We start from the raw sequence: 20,700 nt of genomic DNA on the forward strand, positions 1-20,700 counted from the left end.
TTTGAACTAAGTTCGCTTCCAGAAATAAGGTGTTAAAAGAATTAATACTGTAAAAAGTTCAAGTCTTCCTGCGAGCATTAAAAATCCGCACCACCATTTGCCAGCATTGGGCAAACTATTAAAATTACTTACTGGATTAAGGCTACCCAAAGCTGGACCCACATTGCCTAAGGATGAAGCCGCCCCTCCTATAGCAGATTCAAAGTCAAGCCCTAGAATTCCTAAGACTAATGCCCCTATTATAAAGAGTAACATATAAAGCACAAAAAAGGCTATGATATTATAAACAATATGTTCCTTTACTGTTTTGTCATTGTAACGCACAGGAATAATTGCATTGGGGTGCAAGGTTCGTTTAAATTCTAATATTCCATTCTTAATAATAAGTAAGTGACGCATAACTTTGATACCTCCTGCAGTGGAACCAGCTGAACCTCCTAAGAAAAACAAACCAAAGAAAAAGATGGTTAAAAAGGGTGTCCAACTTGTGAAATCTGCAGTTACAAATCCTGTCGTAGTAACTATTGCGATAACTTGAAAGAGCCCATGACGTATGGAACTTTCCGCTTCACCCAAAACCATTGGATGAAAATCTGAAACAGGTACATTTGCCTGAAAATAGATAACCACGGCGGCTAGTATTGTAAATAGTAAAATAAAGCCGGCATAGAACTTAAACTCTTCGTCTTTTAAGATTCGTTGTATTTTACCTTTAAAAGCGAAGTAGCTTAAGACAAAATTGCTTCCAGCTAAGAACATAAATAACATTATGATATACTGAATCGCTGGGGTATCATTCCAATGAGCGACACTTGCATTCTTTGTAGAAAACCCACCAGTTGACAATGTAGCCAAAGCATGATTAATGGCATCAAAAAAGGACATTCCCGCAATACTTAATAGAAGTGTTTCAGCTGCGGTATAACCCACATAAATCAACCAAAGCCTTTTTGCTGTATCTGTAATTCTAGGATGAAGTTTATCCGCACTGGGGCCCGGTGCTTCGGCAGCAAAAAGCTGCATACCTCCTATTCCTAATAGCGGTAAAATTGCTATTGCTAAAACGATAATACCCATTCCACCTATCCAATGGGTCAGACTTCGCCAAAGTAAAATTCCTTCCGGGAGGGCTTCAATATTATCAACGACTGAGGCTCCAGTAGTTGTATAACCAGAAATAGTCTCAAAAAAAGCATTAGTTACTCCAGGTATTGCACCTGAAAAAAGATAGGGTAACATCCCCGAAAGGGACATCACAATCCAGCCAAAAGTTACAATTATATAGCCTTCTTTACGCTGTACTTCTTTCTTATGCTTTCTCGTAGCAAACATGAGTAGCATTCCCGTAAACATAGTACTCAGCGCGGCCAAAGAAATATCTAGTGTAGCACCATCTTTATAGATTAAACTAACTGCAGCAGCCACCAACATAAAACCGCCATTGACTAATAATAGCAGACCCATGATGTGAAGAATAATTCTGGAATTTAGTCGCATGTTACAAGAACAGTCTTTCGATTTTAGAAATTGCTTCAGGTAAGCAACAAACAACAACACGGTCTCCCGCCTGTATTTCGTATCCACCAAGAGCAATAACGCCCACACCATCTCGAACAACTCCCCCAATAGTGGCCTCTTTTGGAAAGTCTAGGTTGCGAATACTATTACCTGTAACCTTAGAACCTGGTTTAACGACAAATTCCAAAATCTCAGCATTTAGATTGTTCAAACGCATTGATGCAACCACATCACCTTTTCTAATGTGTCTAAAAATATTATTGGCAGCCAAAAGTTTTTTATTGATTAAAGTATCAATACCTATTGAATGAGATAGTTGAAAATAATCCATGTTTTCAACCAAGGCGATTGTTTTTTTAATGTGCTTTGACTTTGCCACTAAACACGACATGATATTGGTTTCTGAATTTCCTGTAACCGCTATAAAGGCATCCATTGATTCAAGACTCTCTTCTTCAAGAAGTTCAACATTTCGACCGTCTCCATTTATAACTAAGGCTGTTGGCAGGTCATCTGCTAAGTCAAAGGCCTTTTCTTTATTCTTTTCAATCAGTTTTACATTGAATTTTTTAGCACAAAGATCTCTTGCCGCCTTAAATCCGACTTTACTGCCACCAAGAATCATTACATTTTTAATCTCCTCTTTTTTCTTACCAGTAAGTTTATAAAGTTCATCGACTCCTTCTTTCACTGTGATGAAATACACTTGATCTCCTTCTTTAAAAACCGTATCACCTCTGGGAATTACTGTATATTGAGTGCCCATGCGTTTTAAAGCAATAGGCATAAAATGCAATTCTGGAAAAATTGTTGCCGCCTCTTTTACCATCTTGCCAACAAATGGGGCAGATTTGGGCAGAGAAACACCCACCATGATCAATTCACCCTCCTCAAACTCGTAAGTATCGTTAAATGCAGATTTGTTTAAAAGCAGTTGAATTTCAGTTGCCGCCAGTTCCTCAGGAGAAATCAGTTCATCAATACCCAACTCATCAAACTTGATAGTGTCTTTGCAATCAACAAATTCTGTATTCGAAATACGCGCTATCGTTCGTTCACACCCTAACTGCTTTGCCAACATACATAGCGTTATGTTCGTTGTTTCAGAAGAGGTTACACCAATTACTAGATTCGAATTCTGTACCTGAGCATCCTTTAGGACAGCAATAGAAGTTGCATCGCCACGCAGCACTCTAATATCTAAATGATTGTCAGCATAAGTTAGACTTTCCTTGTCTGTATCAATCAAGGTAATATCTTGAGATTCGTAAGAAAGTAGTTTTGCCAAATGAAAGCCTACCTCACCAGCGCCAGCAATTATAATTTTCATCGAATACCACTATTGTTGTTTAGAAACGGTTTTTGACAACCACCTCAACTCAGAAAGAAATGTCGCTTGAGACATTTTGGCTTTTTTACAGCTCATTTCAAGAAAAATTTGCAAAGATTTGCGGAGCAAAACTACACAATTTTTGTCACCTTACCACCGATTTCACACAAGTATTAAACTAAGGCACAGTCACTTTATTGTATCTCAATAAGAACCTTATATGCAGGCTTATATCGTATCTTTGCCAAAAATTTGCTGATAATGTCGAAAAAAGTAACTCCTTATAAAGATTCTGAACTTGGCAAAAAGGAACAAGTCACCCAGATGTTCGATTCCATTTCAGGTAATTATGATGGACTAAATCGTGTTATTTCTTTTGGTATTGATATCAAATGGCGCAAACGTGTGGTAGCTATTCTAAAGAAAAAACAACCTAAATCTATTCTTGACATTGCCACGGGCACTGGCGATTTAGCCATAAATATGATCAAAACCGGAGCGGAAAGAATTGTCGGATTAGATATCTCGCCTGGAATGCTTGAGGTTGGAAAAAAGAAAGTCAATGAAAAAAAGTTTCATGAAACTATCGAAATGGTAGTGGGAGACAGTGAAAATCTTCCCTTCGATGATAGCACGTTTGATGCTATAACTGTAGCTTTTGGAGTTCGTAATTTTGAAACTTTAGATAAAGGACTAGCAGAAATTTATCGTGTTTTAAAACCTTCTGGAACCTTTGTTGTACTCGAAACGTCAGTACCAACTAAAACTCCATTCAAGCAAGGGTATTATTTTCATTGTAATTATATTCTTCCTTTGGTCGGGCGACTTTTTTCAAAAGATCGTTCCGCATACACTTATTTATCTGAATCTGCGGCGGTTTTTCCACACGGCGAAAACTTCAACAATATTTTGCGTAAAATCGGGTTTATAGAGGTAGAGAATAAACCCCAAACTTTTGGAGTTGCTTCTATATATGTTGCAACGAAAGCCTAACCAAATTCAGTGTAAGCAAAGACCCTTATAATTTAACTAAATGAATAGATTAGTATTTCTTCTTCTTGGGATGTTTATTCTAAGTTCTCCATTGTCAGCTCAGTTTAAAGAAAAACCAGTTCTTAATATTGAGAATAAGGATAAAAAATTCTTAAACTATGGTTATTATTTAGGGCTGAATCAGTACGATTTTAAATTTGACTACAAAGATAATCAAGGGACAGATGCTCAGGGAAACGATTTGACCGATATTTGGGTTGCTAAATCTTTTGGATTCACCGTAGGTCTCATAGGTGAAATGCGGATTAACGAATTTTTAGATTTGCGTTTTGAACCTGGCTTAGCTTATAACCTAAGGACATTACGTTTTCCAGAGCTACTAAGTTCTTCTAGCCCCGAACTTAGAGAGGGACAATCAATACGCGAAGTAAAATCAACGTACATCAATTTCCCCTTGCTTTTAAAAGTTGGTACGCGACGTTTTGGAAACTTCAAACCCTTTCTGATTGGAGGTGCTTCTACTTCTTTAAATTTAGGCAGCAATGAAACCGCTCTTGATGATAATTCTTCGGGTACTTTTCGAATGAAAAAGTGGGTTTATAATTATGAGCTAGGCTTCGGAATAGATTTTTACTTGGAATATTTCAAGTTCACTCCTTCAATTCGAGGTGTTTTCGCGATAACTGATGAATTGGTTCCTGACAATAACCCTAGTAGTCCATGGACTGGTAATATTGATGCCATGCGAACGAGAGGTTTATTTATCAATTTTACATTTGAATAATAGACATTGCCAAAGTCAAAATCTCGGAATACTGCCTTAAAAATAAAACATATTACACTTACTAACGCCTCCTAATTTCATTCAATAAAATAGCAGATGCAGTGGCCACGTTCAAACTTTCTGTGGTTTTGTTTCCATATTGCGGAATACTTACTTTCTGAGAAACCAAAGCTTCTATTTGTGCAGATATTCCGTTAGCTTCATTGCCAAGAATAATAACTCCCTTATCTGAAAGTTCGCTTTCATAAACTGATTTTCCATCCATGAAAGCACCATAAATTATACTATTTGCACCCTTTAAAAAATTAGCGAGATCTAAATAAGTAATATTCACTCTTGAAATAGAACCCATCGTGGCCTGAAGCACCTTTGGATTATAGCAATCAACCGTATTCCTGGAGCAAACTAAATTTTGAATTCCGAACCAATCACATAATCGAATTATAGTGCCTAAATTTCCAGGATCACGAACATCATCAAGCACTACAATCCAATCTTTGTTATTTATTTCTTTTGGCTTCGGAATATGAAAAACCCCTAAAACACCATTAGGCTTTTTGAGCATACTTATTTGCTGGAGCTCTGAAGCGGAAATTTCATGAAGAAAAGGAGCTGAAAAATCAAGGATATTCTGGTCAGAATAAAACACACTGTGGGGTTTGAAATCTGAATTTAAAAGTTCTTGTATTGTCTTTTTTCCTTCTACAAAAAATAGTTGATGTTGATTTCGGTACTTTTTTTGCTGTAAGCTCCGTATTAGTTTTAATTCGCTTTTAGCAACCATTTATTTAATGTGTTTTTTAACGTATTTTTGATTCCTATGAAGACCCTTTTACCAGGTAAACCTTGTCGCGCTAAAATAAGCTTATTATTGATAGCCACGGTAATTGTGTCTTGTAACTCTTTGAAAAGAGTAGATGATAACGACCTTTTGATAAAGCGCAATACCATTTGGACGGATAGTACCAAAGTAGTTAGTGAGGATATTGAAAGTTTAATCATACAAAAACCAAATAGTGATTTATTAGGCTATCCTCTACGTTTAAACTTATATAACCTTGCAAAGGTAAATCCTGATTCTTCTTATCAAAATTGGCTACACAAAAAACCCAAGCGAAAAGAACGCTTAACCAATTTTTTATCAGAAAAACAGGTGAATAGATTAGGGGAATCATTTATGGTGAAAGGCCTTAGTCAGTGGTTAAAAAAAATTGGTGAAGCTCCGGCAATTCTAGACACAACGCAAACTAGAAGAACCTTAGAGCGCTTAAAAGCATATTACAGTACAAAAGGATACTTTAACAATACAACCTCATATGATATTGACTTTTTAAAGCGGAAACAAAGAGTGGCTGTTAATTATCATATTAATCTCGGTGACCCATATAAGCTCGATTCTGTTTCCCATAACATCGCATCTAGTGCTATTGACTCGATTTACAATTTAGAAAAAGAAAATTCCTTCGTCAAAGCTGGGCAGCAATTCGATCTTGAAAATTTCAATAGCGAAAGAGAGAGACTTACTACTATTTTCAGAAATAGTGGAGTATATAATTTTCAAGAAAGTGCTATAAAATATGATGTCATAAGTGATACAACCCAAGTAGGCAACGATCGCCTGATGGATATCGAGTTAAATATTGACAACCTAAAAAAACGTGATGAAAATTCTGTAACTACATCAGAATACAAAGTTTTCAAATTTGATAAGATCAACGTATATACCGATTATCTTAGTGATGACAGTGAGGGAGAATTGAAATTCGAGCGATTTGGTGATTACACCGTTTTTTATAGAAATAAATTACGATTTAAACCCAAGACTTTAACCAATGCTATTTTCTTTGAAAAGGACAGTATTTATAGTGATACTGATAGATTGAGAACCCTGCGCCAATTAACGAATTTGAATGTATTCAAATATCCCTCTCTAAATTTTGTCGAAGACAGTACAAGAACAAATTTATCTGCCGATATTTATTTAGCTACAAAACCAAAATATTCTTTTGCGCCGAGTTTGGAGGTTACCACCTCAAGTAGAAGAAAAATTGGTATTGGTGCGAGTGCTTCTTTACTAATTAGAAATGTATTTAAAGGTGCTGAAAATCTTAGTATTTCGGCAAATGGCTCTTTTGGCTTATTAAGTAACGAGACAGAAACGGAAGACACTTTCTCCGAGATCGGTGCGGATATTAATTTAAGTTTTCCAAGAATTTGGTTTCCCATTTTAAATACAGACAGAGTAATACCCAATTACATGCTGCCGCAAACAAACCTATCTATCGGAACTAGTTTTCAAAAAAATATTGGTTTAGACAAGCAAACCTTCAATACCATTCTGGGGTATAATTGGACACCTAAAGAGTCAAAAAAAAATAATCTTGAACTATTGAATATTCAGTTTGTTCGTAATCTAAATAAAGAACGTTTCTTTATTGTCTACGGTAACACCTATGATCGTTTAAATGAAATTGCAAATGATGGTGATGAAGATTTTAAAAACAATCCCATTTTAGAGAATTCTTTCAACGGAGATAATTTAATCATACCAAGTGGCACTAGTACTTTTATAGATTCTATTCTTGGCGGTGACATTCCAGCCAGTCAAGAAAATATTAGCAATGTTCGAAGTATTAACGAACGTCAAAGAAGGCTAACTGAAAATAATTTGATTTTTGCCAGCAACTATTCTTTTAATACGACCAATAGAACAGGAGTAACAGATAATAGTTTTTCCCAATTCAGGTTTAAGATAGAAAGTGCTGGAAATCTACTTTCCGCTTTATCATATATAATTCCATTTGATGAAGAGAATAACGACCCTGCAGTAGATGACAATGATCTTTTAATCTTTGGCGTACCCTACTCTCAATATATAAAAACAGAGTTTGATTATGTCAAATACTGGGACCTCTCAGGTTCTAACGTTCTCGCCTTTCGAAGTTTTCTGGGTATAGCAATTCCATATGGAAATTCAGATAACATTCCTTTTGTTCGGAGTTATTTTGCTGGGGGAGCAAACGATAACCGCGCGTGGAGACCTTATGAGCTTGGCCCTGGCAGAACCAATGCAGCAAATGATTTCAATGAAGCAAATTTAAAATTAGCTTTTAACCTAGAATACCGATTTCCGATTGCCGGTAGTTTCAAAGGAGCTTTTTTCGCTGACGCTGGAAACATTTGGAATGTCTTTGATAATGTAGATGACCCAGAGGCAACTTTTAATGGTATTGAATCACTCAAAGATTTGGCCCTTGGTACTGGCTTCGGTATTCGCTATGATTTTACATATTTTGTTCTTCGTGCCGACTTAGGTTTCAAAGCATACAATCCTGCTCTTACAGACTCTCAAAGATGGTTTAATGATTACAAGTCTGAACTTCAAATTGGTATCAACTACCCTTTCTAGACACAAAGAGAATGATCAATTCCATTTGTTTGAGAATTGCATCAAAGCTTAATCTAAAGCCTTTAAGGTTGGAGAATTGTAAATATTTTGTGAATTTAATAGAAAAGCAAGGTCTATTCCATCAATAAAATAACATAGCTAAGATAAATCGTGAACTCCCTAATTTTTAAACCTACCTTTAAACTAACAGTTCTATTTTCACTATTTTTGCACCGTTATTTTAAAAATTAATCAATCAGAATATTATGGCTCACAATATAAAACCAGGAGTTGCAACCGGAGATGAAGTTCAAGAAATTTTCAACTATGCGAAAGAAAAAGGCTTTGCACTTCCTGCAGTAAATGTAATCGGCTCAGACACCATCAATGGTGTTCTAGAAACAGCAGCTGCTTTAAGTGCCCCTGTGATAATTCAGTTTTCCAACGGTGGAGCACAGTTCAACGCTGGTAAAGGCTTATCAAACGAAAATCAAAATGCGGCTATCCAAGGTGCTGTTGCTGGGGCCAAACACGTACACCAGTTAGCGGAAGCTTACGGTGCAACAGTTATTTTACATACAGATCATTGCGCTAAAAAATTACTTCCTTGGATTGACGGTTTATTAGACGCAAGTGAAAAACATTTCGCCGAAACAGGCAAGTCATTGTTCAGCTCTCATATGATTGATCTTTCTGAAGAACCTATTGAAGAGAACATCGCAATATGCAAAGAATATTTGGAAAGAATGTCCAAAATGGACATGACTCTTGAAATTGAGCTTGGTATAACGGGCGGTGAAGAAGATGGCGTTGACAATTCAGATGTTGATGATTCTAAATTGTATACACAACCTGAGGAAGTGGCATATGCTTATGAAGAACTTTCAAAAGTAAGTCCTAGGTTTACTATTGCAGCTGCTTTCGGTAATGTGCATGGAGTTTACAAACCAGGCAATGTTAAACTGACACCAAAAATCTTAAAGAATTCTCAAGAATATGTTTCCAAGAAATACGGAGTAGAACATAATCATATCGATTTTGTTTTTCATGGTGGTTCTGGTTCTACAGTCGAAGAAATTAGAGAAGGTATTAGTTACGGAGTAATTAAAATGAATATCGATACTGACTTGCAATATGCTTTTCTTGCAGGAGTTAGAGATTATATTCAAGAAAATAAAGACTACTTGCAATCTCAAATCGGTAACCCAGAAGGGGCTGATGAACCTAACAAGAAAAAATACGACCCTAGAGTTTGGTTACGGGCAGGAGAGCAATCATTCGTTGAGCGTTTGAAAAAAGCTTTCGAAGACTTAAACAATGTCAATACACTTTAATTTTTTTGTAAATTTCCAAATCTAAATTGATTACTTATGTCAGCATGGTTTAAGCGCAAGGAAAAAGGAATACAAACAGCGACAGAGGAAAAGAAAGACACACCCAAAGGTCTTTGGTATAAATCTCCAACGGGTAAGATTGTAGAATCTGAAGATTTAGCAAAGAATTTTTATGTAAGTCCAGAGGACGATTACCACGTTCGTATAGGAAGTAAAGAGTATTTTGAAATTCTTTTTGATGACAATAAATTCAAAGAACTAGATGCCAAACTCACATCTAAAGATCCTTTGAAATTTGAGGATACCAAGAAATATAAAGAACGTTTAGTTGCAGCACAAAAGAAAACAGGTCTGAAAGATGCACTTCGAACCGGCTTCGGAAAATCTTTTGGCAAAGACCTTGTCATATGTTGTATGGATTTTAATTTTATTGGAGGTTCAATGGGAAGCGTCGTCGGTGAAAAAATAGCTCGCGGTATAGACTATGCTATCAAAAAGAAAGTTCCTTTTGTAATGATTTCTAAATCAGGAGGAGCCCGAATGATGGAAGCTGCTCTTTCTCTAATGCAATTAGCAAAAACGTCTGCAAAATTAGCGCAATTAGCTGAAGCAAAACTGCCATACATATCACTTTGTACCGATCCAACTACCGGCGGAACAACTGCATCTTATGCTATGTTGGGCGATATTAATATTGCCGAACCAGGTGCCCTGATAGGTTTTGCCGGGCCACGAATTGTAAAAGACACCACAGGAAAAGACCTTCCAGAAGGTTTTCAATCTTCAGAATTCTTAAAAGAACATGGTTTCTTGGATTTTATCTCACATCGTCGAGATTTGAAAAAGAAAATCAATTTGTACATTGATTTGATTCAAAACAACCCAATTCGTTCGGCTAGCTAGTGTAGTCGCAGTTCAAAATATTTTTAATCGCTATTTGTAATGAAGTGTTACGAATAGCGATTAATTATTTAAAGTATACATATGAAGCTTTCCATATCTTCTTTTCTAATAGTACTAGTCCTTTGGTTGAGTTGTTGTTCTTCCTCTGATGAAACTGCGGACCCTAATATCGGCATGGAAGAAGAGGAAATGCAAGAAACTACAGATGGGGTTGCTCAAGTTACAAATGTTTCCGTTTCAGGGACCGACGATCAATACACGTTTAGTGTTACGATTTCTAGTCCTGATTTGGGTTGCAATCAATATGCAAACTGGTGGGAAGTCATTGATTTGGATGGAAATCTTTTGTACCGCAGAATTCTTGGGCATAGCCATGTAGAGGAACAACCTTTTACTCGCTCTGGTGGTCCTGTATCCATTTCAGCTGATACCGAGGTTTACATCAGGGCTCATATGAATACTACTAGCTACGGCAGCAGAGTTTTTAGAGGTACAGTTTCTAGTGGATTTATTCCAGAGAATTTAAGCATTGAGTTTGCCAAAGATTTAGAAGAAGCTGAACCATTGCACACTGGCTGTGCATTTTAGGTGCTTATCAAGCCTTAAAATAATACCGTGACAATACTTCCGCATCAAAAAAATATTTTTACCTTTGCAGCCTGATTGAAAAACAGTCAGATACATAATAATCATTTACAATAATATTAGCATGTACTTAACAAAAGAAGTAAAAGCCGAAATCTTTAAGAAACACGGCGGAAAAGCAGAGAACACAGGTTCTACCGAAGGTCAAATCGCATTGTTTACACACCGTATCAATCACCTGACTGGGCATTTGAAGAAAAATCACAAAGATTTTAACACAGAACGTTCTTTGGTAAAATTGGTAGGTAAAAGAAGAAGCCTTCTTGATTATATGATGAAAAAGGATATCGTAAAGTATCGTGAACTCATCAAAGAACTAGGCATTAGAAAATAATATTCATAGGGGTTGAAAATTTTTCAACCCCTATTTTTATATAAAGTCCTTATCAGTTTAAGGCAAAACTAAAAGCTGCACACAGTTTTTCATTGGTCAAGTGCTTTCGGCACATACAACAACACAACCTTCCGGTCTCAACATCCGGATGACCATTGTTTAACAGTCCGCCCGTTGGCGGATACAAATCAATTTTATGATTCCAAAAGTATTTAGAGAGGTCATAGACCTTGGTGACGGTAGGGAAATTTCTATCGAAACCGGAAAATTAGCAAAACAGGCGCACGGTTCTGTTGTTGTTCAATCAGGAAAATGTATGCTCTTGTGTACCGTAGTTTCTAACTACGACCAAAAAGATGTTGATTTCCTTCCATTAACCGTAGATTACCGCGAAAAATTTGCCGCGGCAGGTCGTTACCCAGGAGGATTCTTCAAAAGAGAAGCAAGACCAAGTGATGGCGAAGTACTAACAATGCGTTTGGTGGATCGTGTATTACGTCCATTATTCCCAAAAGATTATCACTCTGAAACTCAGGTGATGATTCAGTTAATGTCTCATGACCCAGACGTTATGCCAGATGCAATGGCTGGTTTGGCTGCTTCTGCTGCGATTCAATTATCAGATTTCCCTTTCGAGTGTGCTATCTCTGAAGCAAGAGTAGGGCGTGTTAATGGTGAATTTATCATCAATCCAACTTTAGCGCAGTTAGCAGAATCTGATATCGATATGATGATTGGTGCTTCTGCTGACTCTGTGATGATGGTTGAAGGTGAAATGGATGAAATTTCTGAAGAGGAAATGACGGAAGCCATCAAGTTCGCTCACGAAGCTATTAAAGTACAGTGTGCTGCTCAATTGAGATTGGCTGAAGCTTTCGGAAAGAAAGAAGTTCGTGAATATCCTGAGGAAAGGTCAGACGAAGATTTGGCTAAAAAAGTTCATGACATGGCATACGACAAAGTATATGCCATTGCAAAAGCTGGTTCTGCAAAACACGAAAGAAGTGCTGCTTTCTCTGAAATAAAAGAAGAAATTAAGGCTACTTTTTCTGAAGAAGAATTAGAAGACTACGGTGGATTGGTTTCCAAGTATTACCGTGCTGCTGAAAAAGCTGCGATTCGTGACCTTACCTTAAATGAAGGTCAGCGTTTGGATGGTCGTAAAACAAATGAAATCAGACCAATATGGTGTGAGGTAGATTACTTACCATCTGTTCACGGTTCATCTATCTTTACCCGTGGGGAAACTCAGGCCTTGGCTACGGTAACTTTAGGAACATCTAGAGATGCTAATCAAATAGATATGCCATCGCAAGAAGGTGAAGAGCGTTTCTATTTACATTATAACTTCCCTCCTTTCTGTACAGGTGAAGCAAGACCTATTCGTGGAACATCTCGTAGAGAAGTTGGTCACGGTAACTTAGCACAACGTGCACTTAAAGGAATGGTCCCTGAAGATTGTCCTTATACAGTAAGGGTTGTATCTGAAGTATTAGAATCTAACGGTTCTTCTTCTATGGCAACAGTTTGTTCAGGAACTATGGCTCTTATGGATGCTGGTGTGCAATTGAAAAAACCAGTTTCTGGTATCGCAATGGGATTAATATCAGATGCTGATTCTGGTAAGTACGCTGTTCTTTCGGATATCTTAGGAGATGAAGATCACCTTGGTGATATGGACTTTAAAGTAACTGGTACTGCTGATGGAATTACGGCCTGCCAGATGGATATCAAAGTAAAAGGATTGTCGTACGAGATTCTTGTAAATGCATTGAAACAAGCTCGTGATGGACGTTTACATATTTTAGAGAAACTAACAGATACCATCCCTGCTCCTAATGCAGATGTTAAGAGCTACGCTCCTAAAATGGTAACGAGACGTATTCCTAATGAATTTATCGGAGCTATGATTGGTCCTGGTGGAAAAGTGATACAAGAACTTCAGAAAGAAACAGGAACGACTATCGTCATTAACGAGGATCCTGTAACAGAAGAAGGTATTGTTGAAATTTTGGGCACAGGTCAAGAAGGTATTGATGCAGTAATTGCTAAGATAGATTCTGTAATGTTCAAGCCAGAAGTTGGCAGTGTATATGAAGTGAAAGTAATCAAAATGCTTGATTTTGGTGCTGTTGTTGAATATATGGATGCTCCAGGAAACGAAGTCTTATTACATGTATCTGAATTAGCTTGGGAACGCACAGAAAATGTTTCTGATGTTGTGAACATGGGCGATGTATTTGATGTGAAATACTTCGGTCTAGACAAACGTACTCGTAAGGAAAAAGTATCGCGCAAAGCGCTTTTAGAAAAACCTGAAGGTTATGTTGAAAGACCGCCACGTAGCAACGATAGAGATCGTGGTCGTGGAAGAGATAATAGAGATCGCAAACCAAGAAGAGATTAATTTCTTCAACTTAAAGATAAAGGCCTCAACTGAAAAGTTGAGGCTTTTTTTATGCAGTTTAACCGATTAATAAACATTTTTTTTACGCTTTTGTAACATTTCAAAGAATTGTACGTATAAGTATATGCAGTCTATTAAATTATAAATTTAATCCCCGAAAATGAGACAGCTTAAGATTACAAAACAGGTCACTAATAGAGAGACCGCATCTTTGGACAAGTACTTGCAAGAAATCGGCAAGGTTGACTTGATTACTGCAGATGAAGAAGTAGAATTGGCACAACGTATCAAGGCAGGCGACCAGATCGCTCTTGAAAAACTTACAAAAGCCAATCTTCGATTCGTAGTATCGGTTGCAAAGCAGTACCAAAACCAAGGCCTTACTCTGCCAGATTTAATCAATGAAGGAAACTTAGGATTGATTAAAGCGGCACAACGTTTTGATGAAACCCGTGGTTTCAAATTTATCTCTTACGCCGTATGGTGGATTCGTCAATCTATCCTACAGGCTTTAGCTGAACAATCACGTATTGTTCGTTTACCATTGAACAAAATTGGTTCAATTAACAAGATCAACAAAACCTTTGCATTTTTAGAGCAAGCGCATGAACGTATGCCTTCTGCCGAAGAGATTGCAAAAGAATTAGATATGACGGTTGCAGATGTAAAGCAATCTTTAAAGAATTCAGGTCGTCATGTATCTATGGATGCTCCATTAATTGCTGGTGAAGATTCAAACTTGTACGATGTACTTCGTAGTGGTGAATCTCCAAACCCAGATCGTGAATTATTACATGAATCTTTACGTACTGAAATCGAACGTGCTTTAGAAACTTTAACGCCTAGAGAGGCAGATGTGATTCGCTTATACTTCGGTTTGGCAGGTCAACATTCTATGACTTTAGAGGAAATTGGCGAAACTTTTGACCTTACAAGAGAAAGAGTTCGTCAAATTAAAGAGAAAGCAATCCGTAGATTAAAGCATACTTCAAGAAGTAAAATCTTGAAAACATATCTTGGATAATCCAGAATAACATAGAATTACAACGGTTTATCTGTTAAAATCTCCTTAAATTGGATTTATGGCATATAAATTGTAATTTTGAAGATAACAACAGTTTATCATGACTGTTCGTTTTTTGATTGATGAATAAACTCCGGCTGATTACCGGAGTTTTTTCATTTTATAGATTTAACGAGACTTGTAAAGAAAGTAGACACTTTTAAGATACAATTAATAGTTAGCGAAAGCTTTATTTTATGTATTTTCAATTCCATGGATAAAAAACAAGAACAACCCAATAACCCACTCCATGGTGTAAAGTTGGCAGACATCTTAGAACATCTTACTCAAAAATACACATGGGAAGACTTAGCAGGTCAAGTAAATATCAATTGCTTTAAAAGCGATCCATCCATAAAATCTAGTTTAAAGTTTCTTCGAAAAACGCCTTGGGCAAGAGAGAAAGTAGAATATTTATACTTACAATCTATCAAGAAATAATGGCATTTAATATTGTTCTTATTGAACCTGAAATTCCGAATAACACCGGAAATATTGGAAGACTTGCCCTAGCTACAGGCTCTACTTTACACCTGGTTAAACCCTTCGGATTTGAATTAAGTGATTCTCGCCTAAAACGAGCCGGTTTGGATTACTGGCAGCATCTCGAAGTACATATGTATGAAAGCAAAGCTGAGTTTTTCAACACCCATGGTGACAAAAATTTAGTATACTTTTCGAGCCATGGAAAACAAGAGCATTGGTCAATTGAATTTAAAAACAGTATGTTCTTAGTATTCGGAAAGGAATCGGTTGGACTATCGAAAGAAATCATTGAAAGTAATCCGAGCCAGCTTTATAAAATCCCTTTATTTAGTAAACACATTCGAAGTTTAAATTTGGCAAATTCTGTTGGCATTGTAGTCTATGAAGGATTAAAAACCATTCGACAATAATACTAGGGAATTTTTCATGATTTGATTCATGGAAATTTTATAACCCTGTTTTCACTACTTTTATAAGAAACTACTAATTGTTTACATAAAAGGAACCTAAACTTTGAAAGAAAATAACGCATACATTTTAGGCGCAGATGAAGAAGAACTTTTCAGGCTAGGTGTTCAACACCAAGTCTGGGCCGAAGAAGCCCAACGAGGTTGGCGCTTGGCAAATTTTAGTGCAGGACAAACATTTCTTGATTTAGGTTGTGGACCAGGCTATTGCACCAAAGAACTTTCATTTCTCGCAGGTGAGAAAGGAAAGGTAATCGCAATCGATAAATCAGAGAAGTACATCAAATTTTTAGATTCCATTGCCCAACAATACAATCTCAATATTGAAACAATTCATGGTGATTTCGACGAAATGAAATTGCAACCAAATAGCATTGATGCCATGTATTGTAGGTGGGCCTTGGCCTGGATTCCAAATCCAAAGGAAATACTTGAAAAAGTCGCTACGGCATTAAAACCTGGCGGTAGAATGGTTATTCAAGAATACTATGAATGGGGGTTGCTGCAAACTGAACCCAGAAAAGAAGCGCTAGCTAAAGCTATTCGTATGGCTTTAAAAAGTTTTAAAGATTCAGATAATGAAATTGATATAGGAAGACATTTACCAACTATACTGCCTGAAATTGGAATGAAAGTCCTCGGTATAAGACCCATGGCAAAAATGGCCACTCCAAAAAATGGAGTTTGGCAATGGCCTAAAACCTTCTTTCAAAGCTACTTTCCACGACTCATCCCCCGAAAATATCTGACTCTAGAAGAAGTTAACGCAGCACTTCTTGAATTGGAAGAATTAGAAAAAATTGATGGTGCTACCATATGCCCCTGTTTGATGGTGGAAGTCATTGCAGAAAAGATGTAATCAAAACTCACATGAAAAAGCTTGGAATTGTTCTACTAGTAGTGCTTATTCTGTCTAGCTGTCGGGAGGCAAAAAAAGAGGAGGTCGCTTCCGCTGAACCTCAGATAGATTTTCTTACTCCTTTGGGAAAGGAAATCATCTTGCCAGAACCTTCCGAAAAATTATTGGGTCAATATACTATAGCCAAAGAGGATTATGAGACAAATCCTGATGATGTCGATAAGGTCATCTGGTATGGAAGAAGAACTGCCTATTTAGGAAAGTACGAAGATGCCATAGCCATATACACCGGGGGAATCAAGAAGTTTCCAGAGGATGCAAGGTTGTATCGACATCGAGGACACCGTTATATCTCTCTCCGAAAGTTCGATAAGGCTATTGCTGATTTAGAAAAAGCTGGCCAACTAATCGAAGAGACTGAAAATGAAATCGAACCTGACGGAATGCCCAATGCAATGAATATTCCTGTAAGCACTTTGCATAGTAATATCTGGTATCACTTGGGATTGGCTTATTACCTGACACATGATTATGAAAAAGCTTTTGAAGCTTATACTAAATGTAGAGCTTCAGGAAGGCTTCCTGATAATATCGTTTCGAGTACGCATTGGCTTTATATGATACAACAACGCCTCGGAGATTCAATATTGGCCACTAAAATGCTAGACCCTATTGAAGCTGAAATGGATGTCATTGAAAATCAAAGCTATCATGAACTCTGTAAACTATATAAAGGCTTGATTCCTGTGGATTCTCTTTTACAGACAAAAACAGGAAGTCCTTCCAACAATGCGGTACTTTATGGAGTTGCCAATTGGTATTTCTATAATGATGATAAGGAAAAAGCAAAGGAAATGATGAGCAGTTTGGTTGAGAGCAAGTCTTGGAGTTCCTTTGGTTATATAGCAGCTGAAAGTGACCTTATCGAATACTTTGACCAAGGCACAAATTAACTCTAATATGATTTAAATAAACTATTGTTTTACTACTTTTAAGAAGGTTTCCATAGTTCTACTTCAACACCAACCAAAAGAAACATCGTATGAAAACATATTTTAAAATACTGCTGATTGCTGTATTTCTCGGGAGTGCTCAATCTGCAACATCTCAAAAAAAATCAAAAGCTAAGACCAATACCGTCTCGACCATTGAAAAGTCTTTTTATGAAGGATTGGAATGGCGAAATATCGGTCCAAATCGCGGGGGACGTTCTTTAGGAGCTGCTGGAAGTCCCGAAAGACCTAACGAATACTACTTCGGAGCCACTGGTGGTGGACTATGGAAAACCGTAGATGGCGGAACCGAATGGAAAGCCGTTACTGATGGACAAGTAACAAGCTCATCCGTCGGAGCTGTGGCGGTTGCAGAAACCAATCCTGATATAGTTTACATTGGTATGGGAGAGGTTCAATTACGTGGAAGTATTACCCAAGGTGATGGTGTTTACAAAACAAAGGATGGCGGAAAAACATGGCGGCATCTTGGCTTGAAAGAAACACAAGCGGTTGCACGAATTCGTATACATCCTACCAATCCAGAAATTGTTTATGTAGCGGCCTTGGGTCATCCGTATGGCGAAAATGAAGAACGTGGAGTATTCCGAAGTACAAATGGTGGAAATTCTTGGGAAAAAGTTTTATACGTAAGTCCGAAAGCTGGAGCGGTTGACCTTATCATCGACCGAAACAATCCAAAAGTATTGTATGCAAGTACCTGGGAAGTACAGCGTAAAGCCTGGAAAATGTGGGGTGGCGGTGGCGATTCAAAATTATGGAAATCTGTTGATGGTGGTGATACATGGACCGATTTAACAAGCAACTCTGGAATGCCAGCGCCACCTATTGGAAAAATAGGAGTTACCGTTTCTCCTGCAGATTCCAATCGAGTTTGGGCGATTGTAGAAGCCAATGAAGGTGGTGTTTTTCGTTCCGATGATGGCGGTAAGACTTGGGAACGCACCAATGATGAACGCAAACTAAGACAGCGTGCTTTCTACTATTCGAGAATTTATGCAGACCCTTGGGACAAAGAAACCGTCTATTGCCTAAATACCGGTTTTTACAAATCCACCAATGGAGGAAAAACATTCGACACAACCATCAAAGTACCTCATGGTGATAATCACGATTTATGGATAGACCCAAACAATCCCGACCGTATGATTAATTCTAACGATGGAGGTGGAAATGTGAGTATCAATGGCGGAAAAAGTTGGACAGAACAGGATTATGTAACCACGCAGTTTTACCATGTCATGACTACAAGTGATGTTCCTTATCATGTGGCTGGCGCACAACAAGACAACAGTACTTTGGCCATGCCCAGTGATGGTTGGAGCCATAGACAAGCGCGCGGACCCAATCATGGTTGGTACTACGCTGTGGGTGGTGGTGAAAGTGGTTGGATTACCCAGCATCCTGAAAACAAGGATATTTTTTATGCGGGAAGTCAAGGTGCACTCCTAACACGATACGACCGAAGTAATGGGCAAACTAGAGATATTCAGGTATATCCTCGTTTCTTTTCTGGAGAGCCAGCAAGTGCACTTCCTGAAAGATGGCAATGGACCTTCCCTATCATGTTCGCTCCACAAGATTCAAAAGTGATGTATACGTGTTCTCAGCATGTTTGGAAAACAACTGATGATGGACAATCGTGGGAGAAAATCAGTCCCGATTTGACTTATGCGGACCCTGAAACATTGGGTAAAACAGGTGGTATCATTACTATGGATATGAATGGTCCTGAAATTTATGCTACCGTTTTTGCTTTAGCGCCCTCTTTCCATGATATCAATACGATTTGGGCGGGTTCTGATGATGGCAAAATTCATATTACCAGAGATGGCGGGAAAAATTGGGAAGACATCACCCCGAAAAACCTGCCTAAATTTTCGAGAGTTAGTATCATTGATGAATCAAAACATCGCCCAGGAACATTATTTGTCGCGGCAAATCGCTATCAAGTAGACGACCGTCAACCCTACGTTTTCAAAACACATGATTTTGGAAAAACATGGACAAAGATTATCAACGGAATAGAAGACGGTCATTTTGCAAGAGCCGTCCGAGAAGACCCCGTTCGCCAAGGATTATTGTTCTTAGCTACCGAGCATGGAGTTTACTTTTCCATGAACGATGGGGAACTATGGCAAAGCTTACAATTGAAACTTCCTGATACACCAATTCGAGATTTAGTGGTCAAAGACAATGATGTAGTCTTAGGTTCGCATGGACGAGGATTCTGGATTTTAGATGATATACAACCGCTTCGGCAATACAAACCTGAAATGAAAAATCAATCCGGGGTATTGTTTGAACCAGCAAATGCGATTCGGGGCATTGGCAATGCGTCAATTCAATACTATCTGAAGGAGCAGCAAGATACCATCACCTTCGAGGTTTTAGATGCGAACGATAAATTGATAAATACTTTTACGGGAAGTAAACCAAAATATGAAGTTGACCCAGACTTACCCTGGTGGCAAAAAGGAGGTTCTACAAAACCCACTACGGCAAAAGGCATCAATACGTTTAGCTGGGATTTAAGATATCCGGGCGCTACGGAATTTGACGGAATGATTATTTGGAGCGCAAGACCACAACGTGGTCCGAAAGCTCCGATTGGAAAATACAAAGTCCGAATGAAAACCAAAGATTATGAAAATACTTATGCTTTTGAGGTTCAAATGAATCCTAATTTAAAAGGGATTACAAAAGAAGATTTGGATGAGCAGTTTGATTTGGCCAACAAGATTATGCAAAAAACAAGCACGGCAAACGAAACTGTAATTCGTATTCGAGAAATGAAAGCAACTATTGATTCCGCCAAGCAAAAGATTTCCAGTCCTGATTTCAAGAAAATCATTTCTCCCTTTTTAGAAAAAATTTCAGGAGTGGAAGAAGAACTGTATCAGGTGAAAAATCAATCCAATCAAGACCCATTGAATTTTCCCATCAAACTGAACAACCGATTGGCTTCGCTGCGTCGCAGTATGGAAAATGGCGAAGCGAAACCAACAGATGGAGCATATAAGGTTTTTGAGGAATTATCAAAGGAACTTGAAAATCATCTCGGTAACCTAACGGGAATCTTAAATCAGCAATTACCCAAGGTTAATGAGGTATTAACAAAAGTTGGTGGCTCAGAAATTAAAAAGTAAACTGATTTTGAGAATTAATGGTCTATT

Annotated in this window: 17 protein-coding genes; 14 read left to right on the forward strand and 3 right to left on the reverse strand. The window is 37.7% G+C overall.

From position 1 onward, the window contains the following. Positions 1-6: 6 nt before the first annotated feature. Positions 7-1,497, reverse strand: a complete 1,491-nt coding sequence (locus ACKWCD_RS18165; RefSeq protein WP_413985390.1) for a TrkH family potassium uptake protein — start codon at positions 1,495-1,497, stop codon at positions 7-9. Position 1,498: 1 nt separating this feature from the next. Continuing rightward, positions 1,499-2,848: a Trk system potassium transporter TrkA gene (gene trkA / locus ACKWCD_RS18170; RefSeq protein WP_413985391.1), complete on the reverse strand. Its 1,350-nt coding sequence runs from the start codon at positions 2,846-2,848 to the stop codon at positions 1,499-1,501. A gap of 261 nt (positions 2,849-3,109) precedes the next feature. On the opposite strand from trkA, the gene ubiE reads away from it, so the two are divergent. Both ubiE and porT read left to right on the forward strand, forming a co-directional pair. Next, the gene (gene ubiE, locus ACKWCD_RS18175) at positions 3,110-3,841 is read left to right on the forward strand and encodes a bifunctional demethylmenaquinone methyltransferase/2-methoxy-6-polyprenyl-1,4-benzoquinol methylase UbiE (RefSeq protein WP_413985392.1); all 732 of its coding nucleotides are present in this window, start codon (positions 3,110-3,112) and stop codon (positions 3,839-3,841) included. A gap of 40 nt (positions 3,842-3,881) precedes the next feature. Further along, positions 3,882-4,625 carry a type IX secretion/gliding motility protein PorT/SprT gene (gene porT, locus ACKWCD_RS18180; protein ID WP_413985393.1) on the forward strand — a complete coding sequence of 248 codons (744 nt, stop codon included), beginning with the start codon at positions 3,882-3,884 and terminating at the stop codon, positions 4,623-4,625. 61 nt (positions 4,626-4,686) lie between these two features. Here porT and ACKWCD_RS18185 read toward each other — a convergent pair whose 3' ends face one another. Continuing rightward, positions 4,687-5,409: a TrmH family RNA methyltransferase gene (locus ACKWCD_RS18185; protein ID WP_413985394.1), complete on the reverse strand. Its 723-nt coding sequence runs from the start codon at positions 5,407-5,409 to the stop codon at positions 4,687-4,689. Between the two features lie 36 nt (positions 5,410-5,445). On the opposite strand from ACKWCD_RS18185, the gene tamL reads away from it, so the two are divergent. The 12 genes from tamL to ACKWCD_RS18245 all read left to right on the forward strand — a co-directional run bounded on the left by tamL (position 5,446) and on the right by ACKWCD_RS18245 (position 20,673). Then, on the forward strand, positions 5,446-8,034 hold the full coding sequence (gene tamL, locus ACKWCD_RS18190) for a translocation and assembly module lipoprotein TamL (protein WP_413985395.1): 2,589 nt from the start codon (positions 5,446-5,448) through the stop codon (positions 8,032-8,034). Between the two features lie 245 nt (positions 8,035-8,279). After that, entirely contained in the window at positions 8,280-9,347 is a 1,068-nt protein-coding gene (fbaA, locus tag ACKWCD_RS18195) for a class II fructose-bisphosphate aldolase (protein WP_413985396.1), read from the forward strand. A gap of 36 nt (positions 9,348-9,383) precedes the next feature. Continuing rightward, positions 9,384-10,250 (forward strand): acetyl-CoA carboxylase, carboxyltransferase subunit beta, encoded by an 867-nt coding sequence (gene accD / locus ACKWCD_RS18200; RefSeq protein WP_413985397.1) that lies wholly within the window; start codon positions 9,384-9,386, stop codon positions 10,248-10,250. A gap of 81 nt (positions 10,251-10,331) precedes the next feature. After that, positions 10,332-10,838 carry a hypothetical protein gene (locus tag ACKWCD_RS18205; RefSeq protein ID WP_413985398.1) on the forward strand — a complete coding sequence of 169 codons (507 nt, stop codon included), beginning with the start codon at positions 10,332-10,334 and terminating at the stop codon, positions 10,836-10,838. 121 nt (positions 10,839-10,959) lie between these two features. After that, positions 10,960-11,229: a 30S ribosomal protein S15 gene (gene rpsO, locus ACKWCD_RS18210; protein ID WP_138659043.1), complete on the forward strand. Its 270-nt coding sequence runs from the start codon at positions 10,960-10,962 to the stop codon at positions 11,227-11,229. 196 nt (positions 11,230-11,425) lie between these two features. Further along, positions 11,426-13,636: a polyribonucleotide nucleotidyltransferase gene (locus ACKWCD_RS18215; RefSeq protein ID WP_413985399.1), complete on the forward strand. Its 2,211-nt coding sequence runs from the start codon at positions 11,426-11,428 to the stop codon at positions 13,634-13,636. A 160-nt stretch (positions 13,637-13,796) separates the two neighbouring features. Beyond that, positions 13,797-14,660, forward strand: a complete 864-nt coding sequence (locus tag ACKWCD_RS18220) for a sigma-70 family RNA polymerase sigma factor (protein ID WP_413985400.1) — start codon at positions 13,797-13,799, stop codon at positions 14,658-14,660. Between the two features lie 252 nt (positions 14,661-14,912). Further along, positions 14,913-15,140 (forward strand): VF530 family protein, encoded by a 228-nt coding sequence (locus tag ACKWCD_RS18225; RefSeq protein WP_413985401.1) that lies wholly within the window; start codon positions 14,913-14,915, stop codon positions 15,138-15,140. Then, positions 15,140-15,595: a tRNA (cytidine(34)-2'-O)-methyltransferase gene (locus ACKWCD_RS18230; RefSeq protein ID WP_413985402.1), complete on the forward strand. Its 456-nt coding sequence runs from the start codon at positions 15,140-15,142 to the stop codon at positions 15,593-15,595. Before ACKWCD_RS18225 ends, ACKWCD_RS18230 begins: the two co-directional genes overlap by 1 nt. A gap of 103 nt (positions 15,596-15,698) precedes the next feature. After that, on the forward strand, positions 15,699-16,511 hold the full coding sequence (locus ACKWCD_RS18235; RefSeq protein WP_413985403.1) for a class I SAM-dependent methyltransferase: 813 nt from the start codon (positions 15,699-15,701) through the stop codon (positions 16,509-16,511). Positions 16,512-16,522: 11 nt separating this feature from the next. After that, positions 16,523-17,464: a tetratricopeptide repeat protein gene (locus ACKWCD_RS18240; protein ID WP_413985404.1), complete on the forward strand. Its 942-nt coding sequence runs from the start codon at positions 16,523-16,525 to the stop codon at positions 17,462-17,464. Between the two features lie 89 nt (positions 17,465-17,553). Beyond that, positions 17,554-20,673 (forward strand): WD40/YVTN/BNR-like repeat-containing protein, encoded by a 3,120-nt coding sequence (locus ACKWCD_RS18245; RefSeq protein WP_413985405.1) that lies wholly within the window; start codon positions 17,554-17,556, stop codon positions 20,671-20,673. Positions 20,674-20,700: the final 27 nt, after the last annotated feature.

Source organism: Maribacter taeanensis, from assembly GCF_047345145.1.
Taxonomy (GTDB): Bacteria; Bacteroidota; Bacteroidia; order Flavobacteriales; family Flavobacteriaceae; genus Maribacter_C.

Excerpts from the sequence above, each read along its gene's own strand:
- ACKWCD_RS18165 (WP_413985390.1), bottom strand. The coding sequence starts at position 1,497 with ATGCGACTAAATTCCAGAATTATTCTTCACATCATGGGTCTGCTATTA.
- trkA (WP_413985391.1), bottom strand. The coding sequence starts at position 2,848 with ATGAAAATTATAATTGCTGGCGCTGGTGAGGTAGGCTTTCATTTGGCA.
- ubiE (WP_413985392.1), top strand. The coding sequence starts at position 3,110 with ATGTCGAAAAAAGTAACTCCTTATAAAGATTCTGAACTTGGCAAAAAG.
- porT (WP_413985393.1), top strand. The coding sequence starts at position 3,882 with ATGAATAGATTAGTATTTCTTCTTCTTGGGATGTTTATTCTAAGTTCT.
- ACKWCD_RS18185 (WP_413985394.1), bottom strand. The coding sequence starts at position 5,409 with ATGGTTGCTAAAAGCGAATTAAAACTAATACGGAGCTTACAGCAAAAA.
- tamL (WP_413985395.1), top strand. The coding sequence starts at position 5,446 with ATGAAGACCCTTTTACCAGGTAAACCTTGTCGCGCTAAAATAAGCTTA.
- fbaA (WP_413985396.1), top strand. The coding sequence starts at position 8,280 with ATGGCTCACAATATAAAACCAGGAGTTGCAACCGGAGATGAAGTTCAA.
- accD (WP_413985397.1), top strand. The coding sequence starts at position 9,384 with ATGTCAGCATGGTTTAAGCGCAAGGAAAAAGGAATACAAACAGCGACA.
- ACKWCD_RS18205 (WP_413985398.1), top strand. The coding sequence starts at position 10,332 with ATGAAGCTTTCCATATCTTCTTTTCTAATAGTACTAGTCCTTTGGTTG.
- rpsO (WP_138659043.1), top strand. The coding sequence starts at position 10,960 with ATGTACTTAACAAAAGAAGTAAAAGCCGAAATCTTTAAGAAACACGGC.
- ACKWCD_RS18215 (WP_413985399.1), top strand. The coding sequence starts at position 11,426 with ATGATTCCAAAAGTATTTAGAGAGGTCATAGACCTTGGTGACGGTAGG.
- ACKWCD_RS18220 (WP_413985400.1), top strand. The coding sequence starts at position 13,797 with ATGAGACAGCTTAAGATTACAAAACAGGTCACTAATAGAGAGACCGCA.
- ACKWCD_RS18225 (WP_413985401.1), top strand. The coding sequence starts at position 14,913 with ATGGATAAAAAACAAGAACAACCCAATAACCCACTCCATGGTGTAAAG.
- ACKWCD_RS18230 (WP_413985402.1), top strand. The coding sequence starts at position 15,140 with ATGGCATTTAATATTGTTCTTATTGAACCTGAAATTCCGAATAACACC.
- ACKWCD_RS18240 (WP_413985404.1), top strand. The coding sequence starts at position 16,523 with ATGAAAAAGCTTGGAATTGTTCTACTAGTAGTGCTTATTCTGTCTAGC.
- ACKWCD_RS18245 (WP_413985405.1), top strand. The coding sequence starts at position 17,554 with ATGAAAACATATTTTAAAATACTGCTGATTGCTGTATTTCTCGGGAGT.